Annotated in this window: 14 protein-coding genes; 8 read left to right on the top strand and 6 right to left on the bottom strand. The window is 65.6% G+C overall.

Going from position 1 to position 15,056, the window contains the following annotated elements; all coding sequences use genetic code 11:
* The first annotated feature begins 229 nt into the window (after window positions 1–229).
* From NET02_RS11470 to NET02_RS11445, 7 genes are all read left to right on the top strand, one after another.
* Window positions 230–1,627 carry an FAD-binding oxidoreductase gene (locus NET02_RS11470; protein ID WP_347711038.1) on the top strand — a complete coding sequence of 466 codons (1,398 nt, stop codon included), beginning with the start codon at window positions 230–232 and terminating at the stop codon, window positions 1,625–1,627.
* A 237-nt stretch (window positions 1,628–1,864) separates the two neighbouring features.
* Entirely contained in the window at window positions 1,865–2,269 is a 405-nt protein-coding gene (locus NET02_RS11465; protein WP_284057557.1) for a HEPN domain-containing protein, read from the top strand.
* Window positions 2,217–2,621, top strand: a complete 405-nt coding sequence (locus NET02_RS11460) for a nucleotidyltransferase domain-containing protein (RefSeq protein ID WP_284057556.1) — start codon at window positions 2,217–2,219, stop codon at window positions 2,619–2,621. The genes NET02_RS11465 and NET02_RS11460 overlap by 53 nt, the downstream gene beginning before the upstream one ends.
* A 241-nt stretch (window positions 2,622–2,862) precedes the next feature.
* Window positions 2,863–3,339 carry a Fur family transcriptional regulator gene (locus NET02_RS11455; RefSeq protein WP_284057555.1) on the top strand — a complete coding sequence of 159 codons (477 nt, stop codon included), beginning with the start codon at window positions 2,863–2,865 and terminating at the stop codon, window positions 3,337–3,339.
* A 204-nt stretch (window positions 3,340–3,543) separates the two neighbouring features.
* The gene (locus NET02_RS11450; protein WP_284057554.1) at window positions 3,544–4,431 is read left to right on the top strand and encodes a manganese catalase family protein; all 888 of its coding nucleotides are present in this window, start codon (window positions 3,544–3,546) and stop codon (window positions 4,429–4,431) included.
* Window positions 4,432–4,464: 33 nt separating this feature from the next.
* Window positions 4,465–4,797, top strand: a complete 333-nt coding sequence (locus tag NET02_RS16595) for a GNAT family N-acetyltransferase (protein WP_347711037.1) — start codon at window positions 4,465–4,467, stop codon at window positions 4,795–4,797.
* 224 nt (window positions 4,798–5,021) lie between these two features.
* A complete protein-coding gene (locus NET02_RS11445) occupies window positions 5,022–6,755 on the top strand; it encodes a Rieske (2Fe-2S) protein (RefSeq protein WP_284057553.1) in 1,734 nt (577 codons plus the stop codon).
* A gap of 128 nt (window positions 6,756–6,883) precedes the next feature.
* Here the strand turns inward: NET02_RS11445 and aspS are convergent, their stop codons facing one another.
* The 5 genes from aspS to NET02_RS11420 form a co-directional block, all read right to left on the bottom strand.
* Entirely contained in the window at window positions 6,884–8,713 is a 1,830-nt protein-coding gene (aspS, locus tag NET02_RS11440; protein WP_284057552.1) for an aspartate--tRNA ligase, read from the bottom strand.
* A gap of 52 nt (window positions 8,714–8,765) precedes the next feature.
* Entirely contained in the window at window positions 8,766–10,160 is a 1,395-nt protein-coding gene (locus NET02_RS11435) for a MazG family protein (protein ID WP_284057551.1), read from the bottom strand.
* The gene (gene lepA / locus NET02_RS11430) at window positions 10,157–11,989 is read right to left on the bottom strand and encodes a translation elongation factor 4 (RefSeq protein ID WP_284057550.1); all 1,833 of its coding nucleotides are present in this window, start codon (window positions 11,987–11,989) and stop codon (window positions 10,157–10,159) included. The genes NET02_RS11435 and lepA overlap by 4 nt, the downstream gene beginning before the upstream one ends.
* 61 nt (window positions 11,990–12,050) lie before the next feature.
* A complete protein-coding gene (gene murJ / locus NET02_RS11425) occupies window positions 12,051–13,646 on the bottom strand; it encodes a murein biosynthesis integral membrane protein MurJ (protein WP_284057549.1) in 1,596 nt (531 codons plus the stop codon).
* A gap of 204 nt (window positions 13,647–13,850) precedes the next feature.
* Window positions 13,851–14,180 (bottom strand): hypothetical protein, encoded by a 330-nt coding sequence (locus tag NET02_RS11420; RefSeq protein ID WP_284057548.1) that lies wholly within the window; start codon window positions 14,178–14,180, stop codon window positions 13,851–13,853.
* On the opposite strand from NET02_RS11420, the gene NET02_RS11415 reads away from it, so the two are divergent.
* Complete coding sequence (locus tag NET02_RS11415; protein ID WP_284057547.1) at window positions 14,179–14,511, top strand: hypothetical protein; 333 nt, start codon at window positions 14,179–14,181, stop codon at window positions 14,509–14,511. The genes NET02_RS11420 and NET02_RS11415 overlap by 2 nt on opposite strands.
* On the opposite strand, the gene NET02_RS11410 is transcribed toward NET02_RS11415, so the two are convergent.
* Window positions 14,480–14,935, bottom strand: coding sequence for a DUF6941 family protein (locus NET02_RS11410; RefSeq protein WP_284057546.1), 456 nt, complete (start codon window positions 14,933–14,935; stop codon window positions 14,480–14,482). The two genes, NET02_RS11415 and NET02_RS11410, sit on opposite strands and share 32 nt — an antisense overlap.
* Window positions 14,936–15,056 lie beyond the last annotated feature (121 nt).

The following is a 15,056-nucleotide window of genomic DNA, read 5'->3' as shown; positions in this document are numbered from 1 at the left end:
GTGCTGTCCAGTCCGGAGGACTATTCGAGCGGTCCGAAGGCAGCGAAGGGAAGCCTCCAGGGTGATCCTCGGCACCAACTCCAATGGCACCTGGCAGCAGTACCACAATTTTCGCACTTGTACCCCAGCTCGGTGAGCCCCAGGCTGGTGGTGTCGGCATCTGCGCTGGCCACCAGGAGGGACCGTGATGGCTGGGAACTGGACAGGCGCTGTGGGAAGTACGACCGGAATGCGCGGCGCCCTGAGCGACCAGGCAATCGGAGTGCTCGCGGAGACCTTTCGCGGGAACTTGATCCGTCCGGGTGACGCCGAGTATGACGCAGCACGCCGGATCTGGAACGGCATGATCGACCGGCGACCCGCGCTCATCGCGCGCTGCGCGGGGCCGGCCGACGTCATGGATGGAGTCCGCTTCGCTCGCCAGCATGGGCTGCCGCTGGCGGTGCGCTCGGGTGGCCACAATGTGGCCGGCACTGCGTTGTGCGACGACGGCATTGTGCTGGATCTCTCTGGCATGCGGGGCGTGCGCGTCGATCCAATCCGGCGCACGGTCCGCGTGCAGGCGGGTGTAACGAACGGTGACCTCGATCGGGAAACGCAGGCATTCGGACTCGCGGTGACCAGCGGCATCGCCTCGACGACGGGTCTGGCCGGTCTGACGCTCGGAGGCGGCGTCGGCTGGCTGATGCGACGGTTCGGCCTCACGTGTGACAACCTGCTATCGGCTGATCTCGTGACGGCTGAGGGGCAGCTCATCACTGTGAGTCCGGACACGTACGACGATCTCTTCTGGGCCATCCGCGGAGGTGGGGGTAACTTCGGCGTCGTCACCGAATTCGAATACCGGCTCCACCCCCTCGGGCCGAACGTGGTGGCCGGACTGGTGTTGCATCCCGCAAAGCATGCCCGTGACGCCCTGCGGTTCTACCGCGACTTCGTCCGCGAGGCACCGGATGCCCTGGGAGCGATCGTGAATCTCCGTCACGCGCCTCCGGCTCCATGGATCCCAGCCGAGCTACACGGCGCGCCGGTCATTGCGATGACCGTCTGCTACGCGGGGCCGGTGGACGAAGCGCTGGTTGAACTCGCGCCACTGAAACGTTTCGGGTCGCCACTGGTCGACACCATCGAGCGCACACGCTACCTGTCTCACCAGCGCCTCTTCGATCCGACGGTGCCATCGGGCTGGCGCTACTACTGGAAGTCGCACTACCTGCACGAGCTGAGCGACCAGGTGATCGACGTCCTGGTGACGCATGCGTGGCGCGACACGTCACCGCTCTCGTACACGCTCATCCCGCTGATGGGCGGGGCCGTCAGCCGGGTTGCACCGGACGCGACCGCCTTCGTCGGGAGGGACGGGGCGCACCTCATCAACATCAACGCGGTATGGACCGACCCGACGGAAGATGACGAGCATATTGCCTGGGCACGCGAATTCTTCGCCGCTACCGAGCCGTTCTCGACCGGGGGCGTCTATGTGAACTTCCTCGGCAACGAGGGGGAGGCGCGCGTGCGCGCGGCCTACGGGGCTAACTATGCGCGCTTGGCGGAGATCAAGCGCCGGTATGATCCGGAGAACGTCTTCCGGTTCAACCAGAACATCGCTCCGGCCGGCACGACGTGATCCGGGTACCCGCTAAGGAGATCCACTGGCCGAGGGATCGCTCGGCTCGCTCGCCGGATGAGGAGGGCGTAGGAGCGTGATCGACCTTCGGGAGGAAAAACTGGCAGGAGGCGATTCGATCGGTGCACTTCGCCGCCGGACGGTAGGTTAGAATGGCGAGCACAGGGGTGACCGGCCCATACGTGAACTCGCAGGGATGCCTTCACGGGTGTTGACAACGACGGTGAGAGATTAACGATGGCGCAGCGCGCAGCGGATTGGTTTCGCCAGGCCGAGCGCGATCTCGCCCTGGCCGAACAGTCGCGCCAGGAGGGCTGGCACGAGTGGGCGTGCTTCGCCGCCCATCAGGCGGCCGAGAAGGCGGTAAAGGCGCTACACCATGCGCTGGGTCAAGACATCTGGGGCCATGCGGTGGCCCGCTTGCTGGCGCAGTTGCCGGAAATAGCTCAGCCGTCGGCCGAGCTGATTGAGCGAGCACGTTACCTCGATACCCTCTACATTCCCACGCGCTATCCGGACAGCCATCCGGAGGGAGCGCCGTTCGAGCACTACGGCCCGCTGCAGAGTGCTCAGGCAGTGGAGTACGCCCGTGCAATTCTGGACTTCGTCCGTCCGTACCTGGCCCGACCGAGCCACAGTTGACCGCGCGGTGCGCGCGTGGGCGGCGGCGCTGGCGGAGGGACAGCCTCAGCCGCCGATCCGCTGCGTAGGCTACTTCGGCTCTTACGCCCGCGGCGACTGGGGGTTCGGGAGTGATATCGACCTGATCGTGATCGTCGAGGAGGACTCGACACCCTGGATGCTGCGCCCGCTTAGGTACGACACGATCAGCCTCCCCGTCCCGTCCGACCTCCTGGTGTACACCGTCGCCGAGTGGGCAAAGATTCGCCAGGAGCCGTTCGGGGCGCAGATCGCCCGTGAAGTGGTTTGGGTGTACTCCAACTGCAACCGGCGTGGCGTGCGCTCCGCTGACCATAGGCGCTTTCACCCGTAACTAAGCCTACGGCCTGTCCATTCGGGGGCGCGCCGGATCTTCACCGGCGTGACGGCCAGCATGCCGTCTGGCAAGGGGGTGGGAAGCTGTGGGCGTTCGGTCGCACGGATAGCCCACGTGGACGGATCTGAGACCGAAGCCTGGGGGAGACGCTGTCCGAGATCTAAATTTGACAATGTCCAGAGAAGGGACTATATTGGACAATGTCAAATGAGGGCTGTCCAGCGGGGTGCATGAACCGGTGAAACTCGAAGGTAAAGCTGCTGCCGAGAGAGATTCGCAACTCCAGGCTCAGCGACTGCGGCAGGCCGGGCTGCGAGTCACCCGGCCACGACTGCTGGTCCTAGAGGTGCTGGAGGACGCGGGTGGTCACCGCTCGGTCGACGAGCTGGTGGCCGCATTGCGCCAGCGGGGTACGCCCTTGCCCCGTGCGACGGTCTACAACGTGGTCAACGCGCTGCTCGCCCACGGTTTGATTCTGGCGGCGGATGCCGGCCCGGGGCGGGCATTGTTCGAGGCGGGGAAGACCTGGCACCACCACTTCGTGTGCCGCGACTGCGGGGTGATCATCGATGTGCCCTGTGTCAGGGGAGAGAAGCCCTGTCTCGAGCCAGATCTGCCCGGCGTCGAGGTGGACGAGGCACAGGTGATCTGGCGCGGGAGATGCCCGCAATGCGCGGGCGCTGTACAGCAGGTGGCGAATACCGGGTCGTCATGAGGCTCAGCACGAATCCCGTCCGGTCCTGTCGAGGGCCGCCGGATGGACGATGAGACGCGGCGCGCGCTGCGCCGGCAGCCAGTACGATCTTCCGCTCCATGATCGAGCGAGCCCAGGATCTCCAGCATCTCACCCTTACCGAACCGGCACGGCGTCCTGAGGATGGAAACGGCATTGTCCGAAGAGATCGGAAGGAGGATCGGGGTGTATCTTCGAATCGATCGCCTGCAGGTCGAACTGCCGCAACCGAAGGAGCCGGACCCGAACGCGGCAGCCGCTGTGCAGGAACTTTTGGGCGGTCGCTTCGGCGAGATGTCCACGCTGATGAACTATACGTATCAGTCTTTCAACTTCCGCGGGCGCGACAAGCTCCGCCCGTACTATGACCTCATCGCCAACATCGCGACCGAAGAGCTCGGCCATATCGAGCTGGTTGCCGCGACGATCAATCTGATGCTGACCGGGGCAACGCGGCCGGGTGCGCCTGAAACGGCGCCCTTGAGCGCCGGGGTAAACGCGCGCAACACGCACCACTTCATCTCCACAGCGCAGACGGCTTTGGTGGGGAACTCGATGGGGGCGCACTGGAGTGGCGACTATGTCTTCTCCAGTGGGAACCTTATCCTCGACCTGCTCCACAACTTCTTCCTCGAAAACGGTGCGCGTCTTCAGAAGATCCGGGTCTACGAGATGACGAACAACCCGGTCGCGAGGGAGATGATCGGGTACCTGCTCGTGCGCGGCGGCGTGCACGCGATGGCCTACGCCAAGGCGCTGGAATCGCTGACTGGCGTCGAGGTCAGCAAGCTGCTGCCGATCCCGAAGATCGAGAACGCCCGCTTCCCGGAGGCCCGGAAGTTCGAGGAGATGGGCGTGCACCGCAAGCTCTACCGGTTCAGCCTAGAAGACTATAAGGACTTGGCAACTATCTGGCGCGGCCCGGCGCCAGGCGGCGATGGGGAGCTGGAGGTCGTCGATGGGCCGCCGGCTGGTGGGCCGGTGCCCGATTTGCCGCCAGTGGAAGAGGAGTTCGCACCGGGACTGGCTCCCGAAGAGATCGTGGAGCTGGCGCGGAAGCTAGCGGCGTCCTGACGCCCTGGCCGACGAAGAGCAGCTTGGGACGGCATGCGAGCGGGCCGTGGACTGCGGCCCGCTCGTGTTGTTTCTGCAACTTGTCCGCCTCGCGCAACCGTCACCCACGTCCGGCATGATCCGCCCCCGGGCAACGGCCTGGTTGGCTATTATGGTCAGTGCGGAGTATCGCGGCGCGGCATCGGCAGGCGCCTGATGCGCGCCGCTGAGGGGTGGGCGAAGGCACAGGGCGCTGTCGACCTTCTCCTCGACTGCGATGCTGCCAACAGAGCGGCGATCCGCTTCTACGAGACGCTCGGGTACCGTGTCAGAGGGCTCATACTCGCCAAGCGCGGGGCCACTCCTGATCATCGACTGCCAGATTGAGGCTCATGGGATGAGGGTTCTCTGCGAGGACCTGGCCAGATGGACAGGGACAGATGCGGTACATAGGCTGTACTCTCGATGCGAGAGCTAATACTGCGGGTACCGTCTCGAGCGAGAAGGGTCGCGGTGTCGCTTGCGGCCCCGGACACCAGCACTGACTGGCTCCGGGCGAGGGACACGAGTCTGGGGAGCATGTGCGGGGAGAGAGCGGGCAGGAGGACACGATGGCGAACCGGTACGTCCGTGCAGCGCGTCTAGACCAGCTCCAGCAGGCCGGGCGCCTGGCCGTTTCGCTCGACGGGCAAGCGATCCTGCTGATCGCGCAGGGCGAGCGCGTCTATGCCCTGGACAATCGCTGCCCGCACATGGGCTTCCCACTGCATCGCGGCACCGTCCAGGGCGGTATCCTGACCTGCCACTGGCACCATGCCCGCTTCGATATCGCGACCGGTGGGACGTTCGATCCCTGGGCCGGCGATGTTCGAACCTTCCCGGTCGAGATCCGCGGGGGCGAGGTGTGGGTCGATCTGACTCCACCGGCAGATGCCCAGGAGCGGCAATGCACCCGGCTGCGCGAGGGCCTGGAGCGCAATATCCCGCTGGTGATCGCCAAGGCCGCCATCGCCATGCTCGACGGTGCCGGGGATCCAGCTTTGCCGGCCCGGATCGGCCTCGAATTCGGTACGAGGTATCGCCGGGAGGGCTGGGGGCAGGGACTCACGATCCTCGCCTGCATGGTCAATCTGCTCCCGCACCTCGCGCCTGAGGATCGGGCCCAGGCGCTCTACCACGGGCTGTCGGCGGTGGCCAACGATACCCGGAACTCGTCGCCGCGCTTCCCACTCCGTCCGCTACCCGGAGGGCCACATGACGTTGACACGCTCAAGCGCTGGTTTCGGCGGTTCATCGAGGTGCGCGACGCCGAGGGGGCCGAGCGCTGCGTCGTCTCGGCAGTGCACGCCGGAGCCGAGCGCCGGCAGTTGGCCGACATGCTGTTCGCGGCCATCACCGATCACCGGTACGTCAGTACCGGCCACCCGCTCGACTTCACGAACAAGGCGCTCGAAGCGCTGGACGCCGTGGGCTGGGCTCTAGCTGAGCCGGTACTCGGTAGCCTGGTACCAGGCTATGCCGATGGCGACCGGATGGAGGAGTCGAACCAGTGGCGTCATCCAGTCGACCTCGTAGCAATTCTCGACCAGGCGTTCGCGGCCCTGCCCGAGGCTCTGGGCGCCGGGCGCGCGCGCCGCGGCACATGGCAGGGCGCGAGGCACCTCGTTCCGGTGCTGCTCGGGGACGACCCGCGCGCGATCGCGGAGGGACTGCTGGAGGCGCTGAGGCAAGGCGCTACCGAGGTCGAATTGGCCGCCACGGTCTCCTACGCTGCCGCGCTGCGCATCGCCCGCTTCCCGACGAGTAACGAGTTCGGGGACTGGGACACGGCGCTGCACACGTTCACGTTCGCGAACGCCGTCGAGCAGGGGCTGCGCCGGGCGCCCTCGCCGGAACTGCTCCGCGGCGTGTTCGACGCGGCGATGAGCGTCTACCTCGACCGGTTCCTGAACGTGCCGGCTGTGCGGCTACCCGCGGTCGATGAAGCTCCCCCTGACCCGCAGGCGCTGCTGGACGAGCTGGCGGCGCTGCTCGACCGGCAGCAGCAAGTCGACGAGGCTGGTCGCCTGGTGGCTCGCTACCTGGCCGGCGGGGGCGATCCAGCGAAGCTGATCGCGGCGCTGGGGCGGTTGTTGCTGCGGGAGGATCGCAACTTCCACACGATCCAGATGGTCGAGGCCGCGGCCCGACAGGCTTCGCACCGCGGGCGATCAGAGGAGGCTATGCACATCCTGGTCGCTGCGGCGCGCTATCTCGCGGCGCACGCGCCCACGGTGCGGGCGCAGAGCCAGACCTTTCGGATCGCGCAGCGCCTGCACCGTGGTGAGCGCCTGTACGAGGACTGAGTGAGAGCGAGCGGCAGCAAAGCCCAGGTTCGGAATCGGAGAACTAGAGGGCTCGCTTGCAGCCACCGAACGGCCTCGGCAGGCGGTGGCATGAGGCCGCCCCGAGCGACGGCTGTCGACTGAGCCTGCTATCCCTGCTCCTCTTCCTCCGGCAGCACCACCCGGATGTGCAGCTCGCGGAGCTGCTGCTCGTCGATCGGCGAGGGCGCGCCGAACATCAAATCCTGCGCGCGCTGGTTCTTCGGGAAGGCGATGACCTCGCGGATGTTCTCCTCCCCGGCCAGGATCATGACTGTGCGGTCGAGACCCGGTGCCATGCCGCCATGCGGCGGGGCCCCGTACTCGAAGGCGCGCAGCAGGTGGCCGAAGCGCCGCTCGATCTCGGACTCGTCGTAGCCCATGATGCGGAAGATCGCGTTCTGAACCTCTCGCCGGTGGATCCGGATGCTGCCGGTTCCGAGTTCCCAGCCGTCGGCGACGAGGTCGTACGCCTTGGCCCGCACCCGGCCCGGCTCGGTCTCCAGTAAGGGAAGGTCGTCGTCGACCGGCGCGGTGAACGGGTGATGCATCGCCTCCCAGCGGCCGGCCTCGGCGTCCCACTCGAAGAGCGGCGGATCGACCACCCAACAGAAGGCGTGTACCCCGGTGTCGACGAGCCCCAACTCGTGGCCGAGGTGGCTCCGCAACCGGCCGAGCGCGTTGGCGGCCACACTGGCCTGATCTGCCACAAGGAGGACCAGGTCTCCTGGCTTGCCACCCAACCGGCCAGCAATGCCGTCGATCTCCTCGCCGCTGAGGAACTTGGCGACGGGAGAGCGGGCGCTGAGTGCCCCCTCCTCCTGCTGTAACGCGAGCCACACTAGCCCGCGGGCGCCGAAGCTGCGCGCGAGCTCGGTCAGCTCATCGGTCTGGCGCCGCGACGCGCCCGACAGTCCCGGCGCGACCAGTCCGCGCACCACGCCCCCCTCTTCGACGGCGCGGGCGAAGACAGAGAACTGGCTGCCGGTTACGATGTCGGTCACGTCGCCGATCTCCATGCTGAACCGCAGATCCGGCTTATCGCTCCCGTAGCGGAGCATCGCCTCGGCGAACGTCAAGCGCGGGAACGGCTTCTGGCGGATCGGCTTGCTCGAGAACCGCTCGAAGAGCTCGGTGTAGAGTCCCTCGATCAGAAGCAGAACGTCCTCGACGTCGACGAACGACATCTCGAGGTCGAGCTGAGTGAACTCCGGCTGCCGGTCGGCCCGCAGGTCCTCATCGCGCATGCAGCGAGCGATCTGGTAGTAGCGGTCGAAGCCGGCCACCATCAGGAGCTGCTTGAGCTGCTGCGGAGACTGGGGCAGCGCGTAGAAGTGCCCGGGAAACAGGCGGCTGGGGACGACGTAGTCTCGAGCGCCTTCCGGCGTGCTCTTGATCAGCATCGGCGTCTCGACCTCGACGAAGTCGCGCTCGTCGAGGTACTGCCGGATAAAGCGCGTTACCTGGTGGCGCAGCATCAGGTTGCGCTGCATGCGCTCGCGCCGGAGGTCGAGGTACCGGAACTCGAGCCGGAGCGACTCATCAACCTCAGCCTCCTCATGGATCGGGAAGGGCAGCGGCTTGGACGGGTTGAGGATCTCGATCCGCTCAGCCAGCACCTCGATCTCGCCGGTGGGTAGGGAGAGATTGACCGTCCCCTCGGGCCGGGCGACCACACGGCCGGTTACTGCCAGCACGTACTCGCCGCGAGCGCGCTCAGCGACGGCGTGTGCGTCCGGCGAATGCTCCGGGTTGGCGACCACCTGGGTGATACCATACCGGTCGCGCAAGTCGAGGAAAATCAGGCCGCCGTGATCGCGCCGCCGGTTCACCCAGCCCTTGAGCGTCACGACCCGGCCGGCATCGCCGATCCGGAGCTCTCCACAGGTGGTGTAAGACCGCGCGCCTGGCCGTCGCGCCGTCACCGGGGACTCCGTCATGCTGTCACCTCTCCTCGTCCCAGTACCGGTTCCCCACCGAGTGTTCCACACGTTAGCCGTCGATCGCTGTCGGCTCGTCCCGGCGCAATCGTGCCTCGGTGTCGAGCGTCCACCGTCGTAGGGACTGCTCGGCATCGAGGCCGGCGTCCTGGGCAAGCGCGCACAACGCTGCCAGCGCCAGCGGGAGCCTGTCCTCGGCCATGCTGCGATCGCCGAATGCCGATCGCCAGGCGGACAGTTCGCCAGCCGGGATCACCTCGAGACCGCGCCTGCGAGCTCGGCGGATCAGCGCCTGCGCCCGCGCGAGCGCCGGCATCGCCGCCGGTATGCGTCCCAGCGGGTGCTCCTGGGCTTCTCCACGCTCGTGGCGCTCCGCGTCCTTGATGCGCTCCCAGTTCGCGAGGACGGCTCCTGCGGTCTCGGCTGTGACATTTCCGAAGACGTGGGGGTGCCGCCGCACGAGCTTGTCGATCTCATGCCTGGCGACTTCTTCCAAGGTGAAGTCGCCCGCTTCCTCGGCGATCTGGGCGTGCATCAGCGCTTGGAGCAAATAGTCGCCCAGCTCGTCGCGGAGCGCTTCGGGATCGCCGGACTCGATGGCATCGGCGACCTCGTAGGCCTCTTCGATGAGGTGGCGAAGCAGCGTGCGGTGGGTCTGCTCGCGATCCCAGGGGCATCCACCGGGCGCTCGCAGCCGAGCCACGATCCGCTGGAGAGCCTCGACGCTCTGAGCGTCCTCGACAGGCACTGCGGGCAGATAGACAGCGGTCAGGTGGTCGACCTCCCGGTGGTCGAGCTCGTAGAGCGGGATCTCCCACGTCGCCGCCTCTGCTGTCCCGGCGGCCTGTACCAAGGTCACCGGCCAATCTTCCGGATACAGCCGGAACAGCGCCAGCTTGACGTCACCAGCGATCAGCCGGCTGTAGACCTGTCCGATAAGCGCTGGTCGCAGCGGTGAGAGCGGCCAGCCACCGCCCGAGAACGGCTGGCGCTCGACGCAGGCGACCAGCTCCAGAGCGTCGACGATCTGGAGGTTCTCGCCCAGCGCGTCGATCCCGAGCAGGGGCAAAGTCACGTCCACGAAACTCAGTCCGGGCACGATCCGCACCCGCAGACCCCGTTCAGGAGCCCGCTGCAAGACGAGACGCGCGCTCGCCTCGCCGACCAGCGGGTGGCCGGGCACGGCGTAAACGAGCGGCCCACGCGCTGCTTCGAACAGGAGGGAGTCGACGATGCCCAGGTAGACCTCCTCGAAGGTCTCGGCCCATTCGTAGAGCTCGTCGAAGGAGGGCGAGGCGCTGGCCTCGGGTAGCTCGGCAACGGTAGGGTGCCGGCGCGTGCGCAGGAAGACTCGCCCTGCCCGCAGGGCCTCGCGGGCTTCCAGCGTCAGGAGCTCAGCTCGTCCCGGCCCCAACCCGACGATCGTGATGTCAGCGAGCGCGCTCACGATACGCGTTCCCGTGCGCGTGTGCCGTCGCCCCCGCGGCTCAGCACGGCGAGAAAGGCCTCCTGGGGAATCTCGACGCTGCCCACTTTCTTCATGCGGGCTTTGCCTTCTTTCTGCTTTTCGAGCAGCTTGCGCTTGCGGGTCACGTCGCCTCCGTAGCACTTGGCGAGGACATTCTTGCGGAGCGCCCGGATGGTCTCGCGAGCGATGACCCGGCTGCCGATCGCCGCCTGGATCGGCACATCGAAGAGCTGGCGCGGGATAAGCGTGCGGAGCTGTTGTACCAGCTCGCGGCCCCGGTAGTACGCCTGGTCGCGGTGCGTAATCAGCGAGAGGGCGTCGACCGGCTGTCCGTGTACCAGGATGTCGAGCTTGACCAGGTCGCCAGCACGGTAACCTTCGAGCTGGTAATCGAGCGAAGCGTAGCCCTGCGACCGCGACTTGAGCTGGTCGTAGAAGTCGACGATCAGCTCGGCCAGCGGCACGTCGAACACCAGGCGCACGCGATCCTCGTCCAGGTAGTCCATCTCGACCAGCTCGCCGCGGCGCTCAGTCGCCAGCTCCATGATTGCGCCGATGTAGCGGGAGGGGGTCAGGATCGTGACGCGCGCCCAGGGCTCTCGGATCTCCTCGATCTCGCCGGCCGGGGGCATCTCTGATGGCTTGTTGATCATCACGGTGGTGCCGTCGCGCTTGACGACCTCGTACTGCACGCTGGGCGCCGTCGCCAACAGGTCGAGCTTATACTCCCGCTCAAGCCGCTCCTGGATGATCTCCATGTGCAGCAGGCCGAGGAAGCCACAGCGGAAGCCGAAGCCGAGCGCTTCGGAGGACTCCGGCTCGAAGACCAGCGCGGCATCGTTCAGTCGCAGTCGCTCCAGCGCGTCGCGCAGCTCCGGGTACTCGTCGCTGTTCACTGGGTAGAAGCTGGCGAAAACCATCGGCTTGACAGGCCGGTAGCCGGGCAACGGGCGGTCGGCAGGGCGGTCACGATGCGTGATCGTGTCGCCGACCTGCGCGTCTCGCACGACCTTCAGACCGGTTGCCACGTAGCCTACCTCGCCGGCGGCCAGTTCGCCGACGGGTGTCATCAATGGCCGGAACTGGCCGATCTCCAACGCCTCGGACGCTACGCCGGTGGCCATCATCAGGATGGGATCGCCGGTCTGGATGCGGCCATCGACCACCTTGACATAGGCGATCACCCCCTTGTACGGGTCGTAGTGCGAGTCGAAGATCAGCGCGCGGAGCGGAGCCTCGCGGTCGCCTGACGGGGGCGGGATTTTGCGGACGATCGCCTCCAAGATCTCCGGGACGCCGATCCCCTCTTTGGCCGAGGCGAAGATGATCTCGTCCTCGAGCAGGCCGATGTGATCGGTGATGTCCTTGGCCACCTTCTCTGGCATGGCATTGGGTAGGTCGATCTTGTTGATCACCGCAATGATGGCCAGGCCGTGATCGATGGCGAGCGCGACGTTGGCCAGTGTCTGTGCCTCGATGCCCTGGGCCGCGTCGACCACGAGCAGGGCTCCCTCACAGGCGGCGAGGCTGCGACTGACCTCGGACGAGAAGTCCACGTGGCCGGGCGTATCGATCAGGTTGAGCACGTACGTCTGGCCGTCGCTGGCGGTGTACTCCATGCGCACCGCCCGTGCTTTGATGGTGATGCCCTTCTCGCGCTCGAGGTCCATCGAGTCGAGTACCTGCTCCACCATCTCCCGGTCACTGATGGTGTGCGTGAACTCCAGGAGACGGTCGGCCAGCGTCGACTTGCCATGGTCGACGTGGGCGATAATGCTGAAGTTGCGAATCAGCTCCTGAGCCGTCATAGCGCCCCTCGAACGCGCCGCCTTCGGCGTCACCGTGCAAGTATAGCCGTCACAGCCGCGCTCAATCGGCGTTACTCGCCGTCGAGCGCCGCTTGGAGGCAATGCGTCGAAACAGTGTCTGCAGCTCGGGGACGCCGAGGCAGTAGGCAGCGACGAAGTAGCAGGCGGCCACTGCTACCAGCGTGTAGGCGAAGGCGAGGACCTGGCTAACCGAGCGACCAGCGGCCGGGTCGGTAGCGAGGGCCAGCGGGCCAGCTAGCCACCAACCGGCCACGGCCATCACTGCTCCGGCGGCCAGCATCCGCGCCAGCGATCCGGGGAGCCCAGCTCCGAAGCCGCCCAGACGGCGACGTAGTACCAGCAGGAGAATTGCCATCTCCAGGGTGGTGGTGAGCGAGAGGCTGAGAGCTAGCCCGCGATGGCCGAGGGAGGGCATCAACAGCCAGCTCAGCGCGATGTTGGCGGCGATAGTGATGACCGCCGCTAAGACCGGCGTCAGCGTATCGTGCATGGCGTAGAAGGCGCGGGTGACGGCCTCGACGACGGCGAAGGCGACCAGGCCGGGGGCGAAGTAGCCGAGCGCGGCGGCGACCAACTCGGTCGAGGTCGCCGAGAAGGCGCCGAACTGGAACAGCACCTGCACGATGCTGGTACGGAACAGCAGGAGGCCGAGGGTCGCCGGGATGGTCAGGAAGAGCAACGGGGAGAGGGCCTGCTGGAGCGTCCGGTGCACGCTAGGGAGATCGCCCACAGCGAACTGCCGGGCCATCAGCGGGAAGATCACGGTCGAGAGGCTGAGTGCGAGCACGCCGTGCGGCAACATGAAGAGCTGGAAGGCGTAGTTGAGCGCGGAGACGTGCCGCTCGCCCAGCCGAGAGGCGAAGTTCGTCAGCACGATCATGTTGATCTGAAAGGCAGCCTGCCCCAGGATGCGCGGCGCCATCAAGCGGCCGACTTGATCCAGCCCCTCGGTGCGCAGATCCAGAGCCGGGACGAAGCGCCAGCCGCGGCGTAGCAGGTCGAGGAACTGGATCCCGGCATGGCCGATAGCGCCTCCGATGACGCCGATCGCCAGGCCGAACGGCCCGTAGGCGGGAGCGAGGAAGAGGGCGCCGAGGATGATGCCGAGGTTGTAGAGCACCGGCGCGAAGGCGGCCACCGCGAAGGCGTGCTGGGCTTCGAGCATCCCTTTGCCGGCTGCTCCGAGGCCGAGGAGGAGCGGGGAGAGCAGGAGCAAACGGGTCAGGTCGGTTGCGAGCTCTTGCTGTGGCGGGGCGAGACCGGGGGCGACCAGCGCGCGGATCAGCCATCCCGCGAGCAGAACGGTGAGCAGCGAGGCGGCCGCGAGCACGACGAGCGCCAGCGTGAGGACGGTATTGGCGAGCCGCCAGGCGCGCGCCCGGTCGCCGCGAGCGAGCAGCCCGCCGAAGACCGGGATGAACGCCGATCCGAAAGCGCCGCTCATCACCACGAGGAAGAGGAGGTCGGGGATGCGGAAGGCCGCCACGTATGCGTCGTAGTCGGGGCCGGTGCCGAAGCGGGCCGCGATCAGCATCTCGCGAACCAGGCCGAGCACCCGGCTCAGCACGAACGCGGCCGCGACGATCGCAGCGTTCCCGGCCACGCCGCGGCTGGTATCGCCATCGATGCTGGTCAACTCCTGGGTCTGCCCAGGCGCGGCATCGCTCACGGGCCGAATTGTAGAAGACTAACAACGCGGCGCTAGTGGTCGTGCTGACGATGTCGCTGAACGCGCGAACGGAAGTGTGGAGCAGGCCGCATGACAGGCGACCAGAAAAGTGTCATCATTAGTTCGTCGTGCGTTTGGTAGCTCCAGAGGAGGGCTGCACGCATCATGCCCCTAGACACGCGATTTGAGCAGTTTATAGACGACATCACCGATCTGAAGCCGCTTCGGGTCTGGGAGGCCGCTTGCGCCAAGGGTGCCGTCACTTCGGACGTACTGGTGGGCTAACACCAGAGGCCTGCCCTGTCGATCAAAGTAGTAGACTATCTGGCTCATACTGCAGTGTTCGGTGTGGCTCGGGTTACTCACATGACGAGCCTTGCCTTTCAGACGAGGAGTTAGTTCGCCCCGCTGAATGCGATCTAGAAAGCTGTGATTCTTGAAGAGCATGCGCATTTCTTCCTGAGTGACGTACTTCACTTCCGGAAAGGAGGGAGACTCCATGGCTGTCGCTCCTATCGTGAGCAAGCTGACCCAAATCGCTAGCGCATATCTTGATGGCAAGCTTTCCTTCGACGAGTTCGAGAGCGAGTTCATCCGTCTTACTTGGCCTGTGCATCCGATCTTCGACGAGTTGCTCCAGGAACTTGTCTTCAATATCGACGCTGCTATCGTTCGATATCATGAGGATATCCTGGACGAACAGGAATTTCGCCGCGAACTGGCAGCGCTTATTCGGCAACTGCAGGTGACGGTGGATAATGAGGCCGTTACTAGAACGCATACGGCCACAATGGCATCAACTACACATGGCCCTGAGAAGGTAAGCGTGTAGCCTGGTATTGTAACAGCAGCGGCACCCGCGTAATGAGCCTTTCGTCGAGCAAGACGTCAAACCAGTAAAGTCCGGGCTGTTCGATATCGAGTTGAAAGTTCAGGATAAGATTAACTGGGTTACTCGGCGCGTCGAAATGGACGGTAAACTCTAGAGGCTCGCGTTTGAGACCAGATGGCTCTTCCATCTGAACTTGGACCCTGGCACTCCCACGGGCTTCCCCGGGAATGAACGAGATCAGGAGAGCAAAAGGAACAGTGGTCCTAGGGATGCTCTCTGGCGCATCCGGTCCCGTAGCGGCAACGATGAAGCGCTCGAAGATCCGAACAGCGCTGAGCACGTTGTCCTTTTCTTCGAGTACGCGCTCGCAGATAAGCGCGCATCGTAGATAGGGTCCTCCTTGCACATGAACCGCATCGGACATTGGTTAGGCTCCTCTATTCTTACGACCACTTCGCACTGAACTAGGGTCAAGCTGGTACAGGCATGGGCTTGCATTGAGCTTGTTTCTGATGGCTAGTATACGAGTTTGCTCGTCCGACACA

It is taken from the genome of Thermalbibacter longus (genome assembly GCF_023806485.1).
GTDB lineage: Bacteria > Chloroflexota > Chloroflexia > Thermomicrobiales > Thermomicrobiaceae > Thermalbibacter > Thermalbibacter longus.
This window is presented reverse-complemented; position numbering and strand designations above follow the sequence as displayed.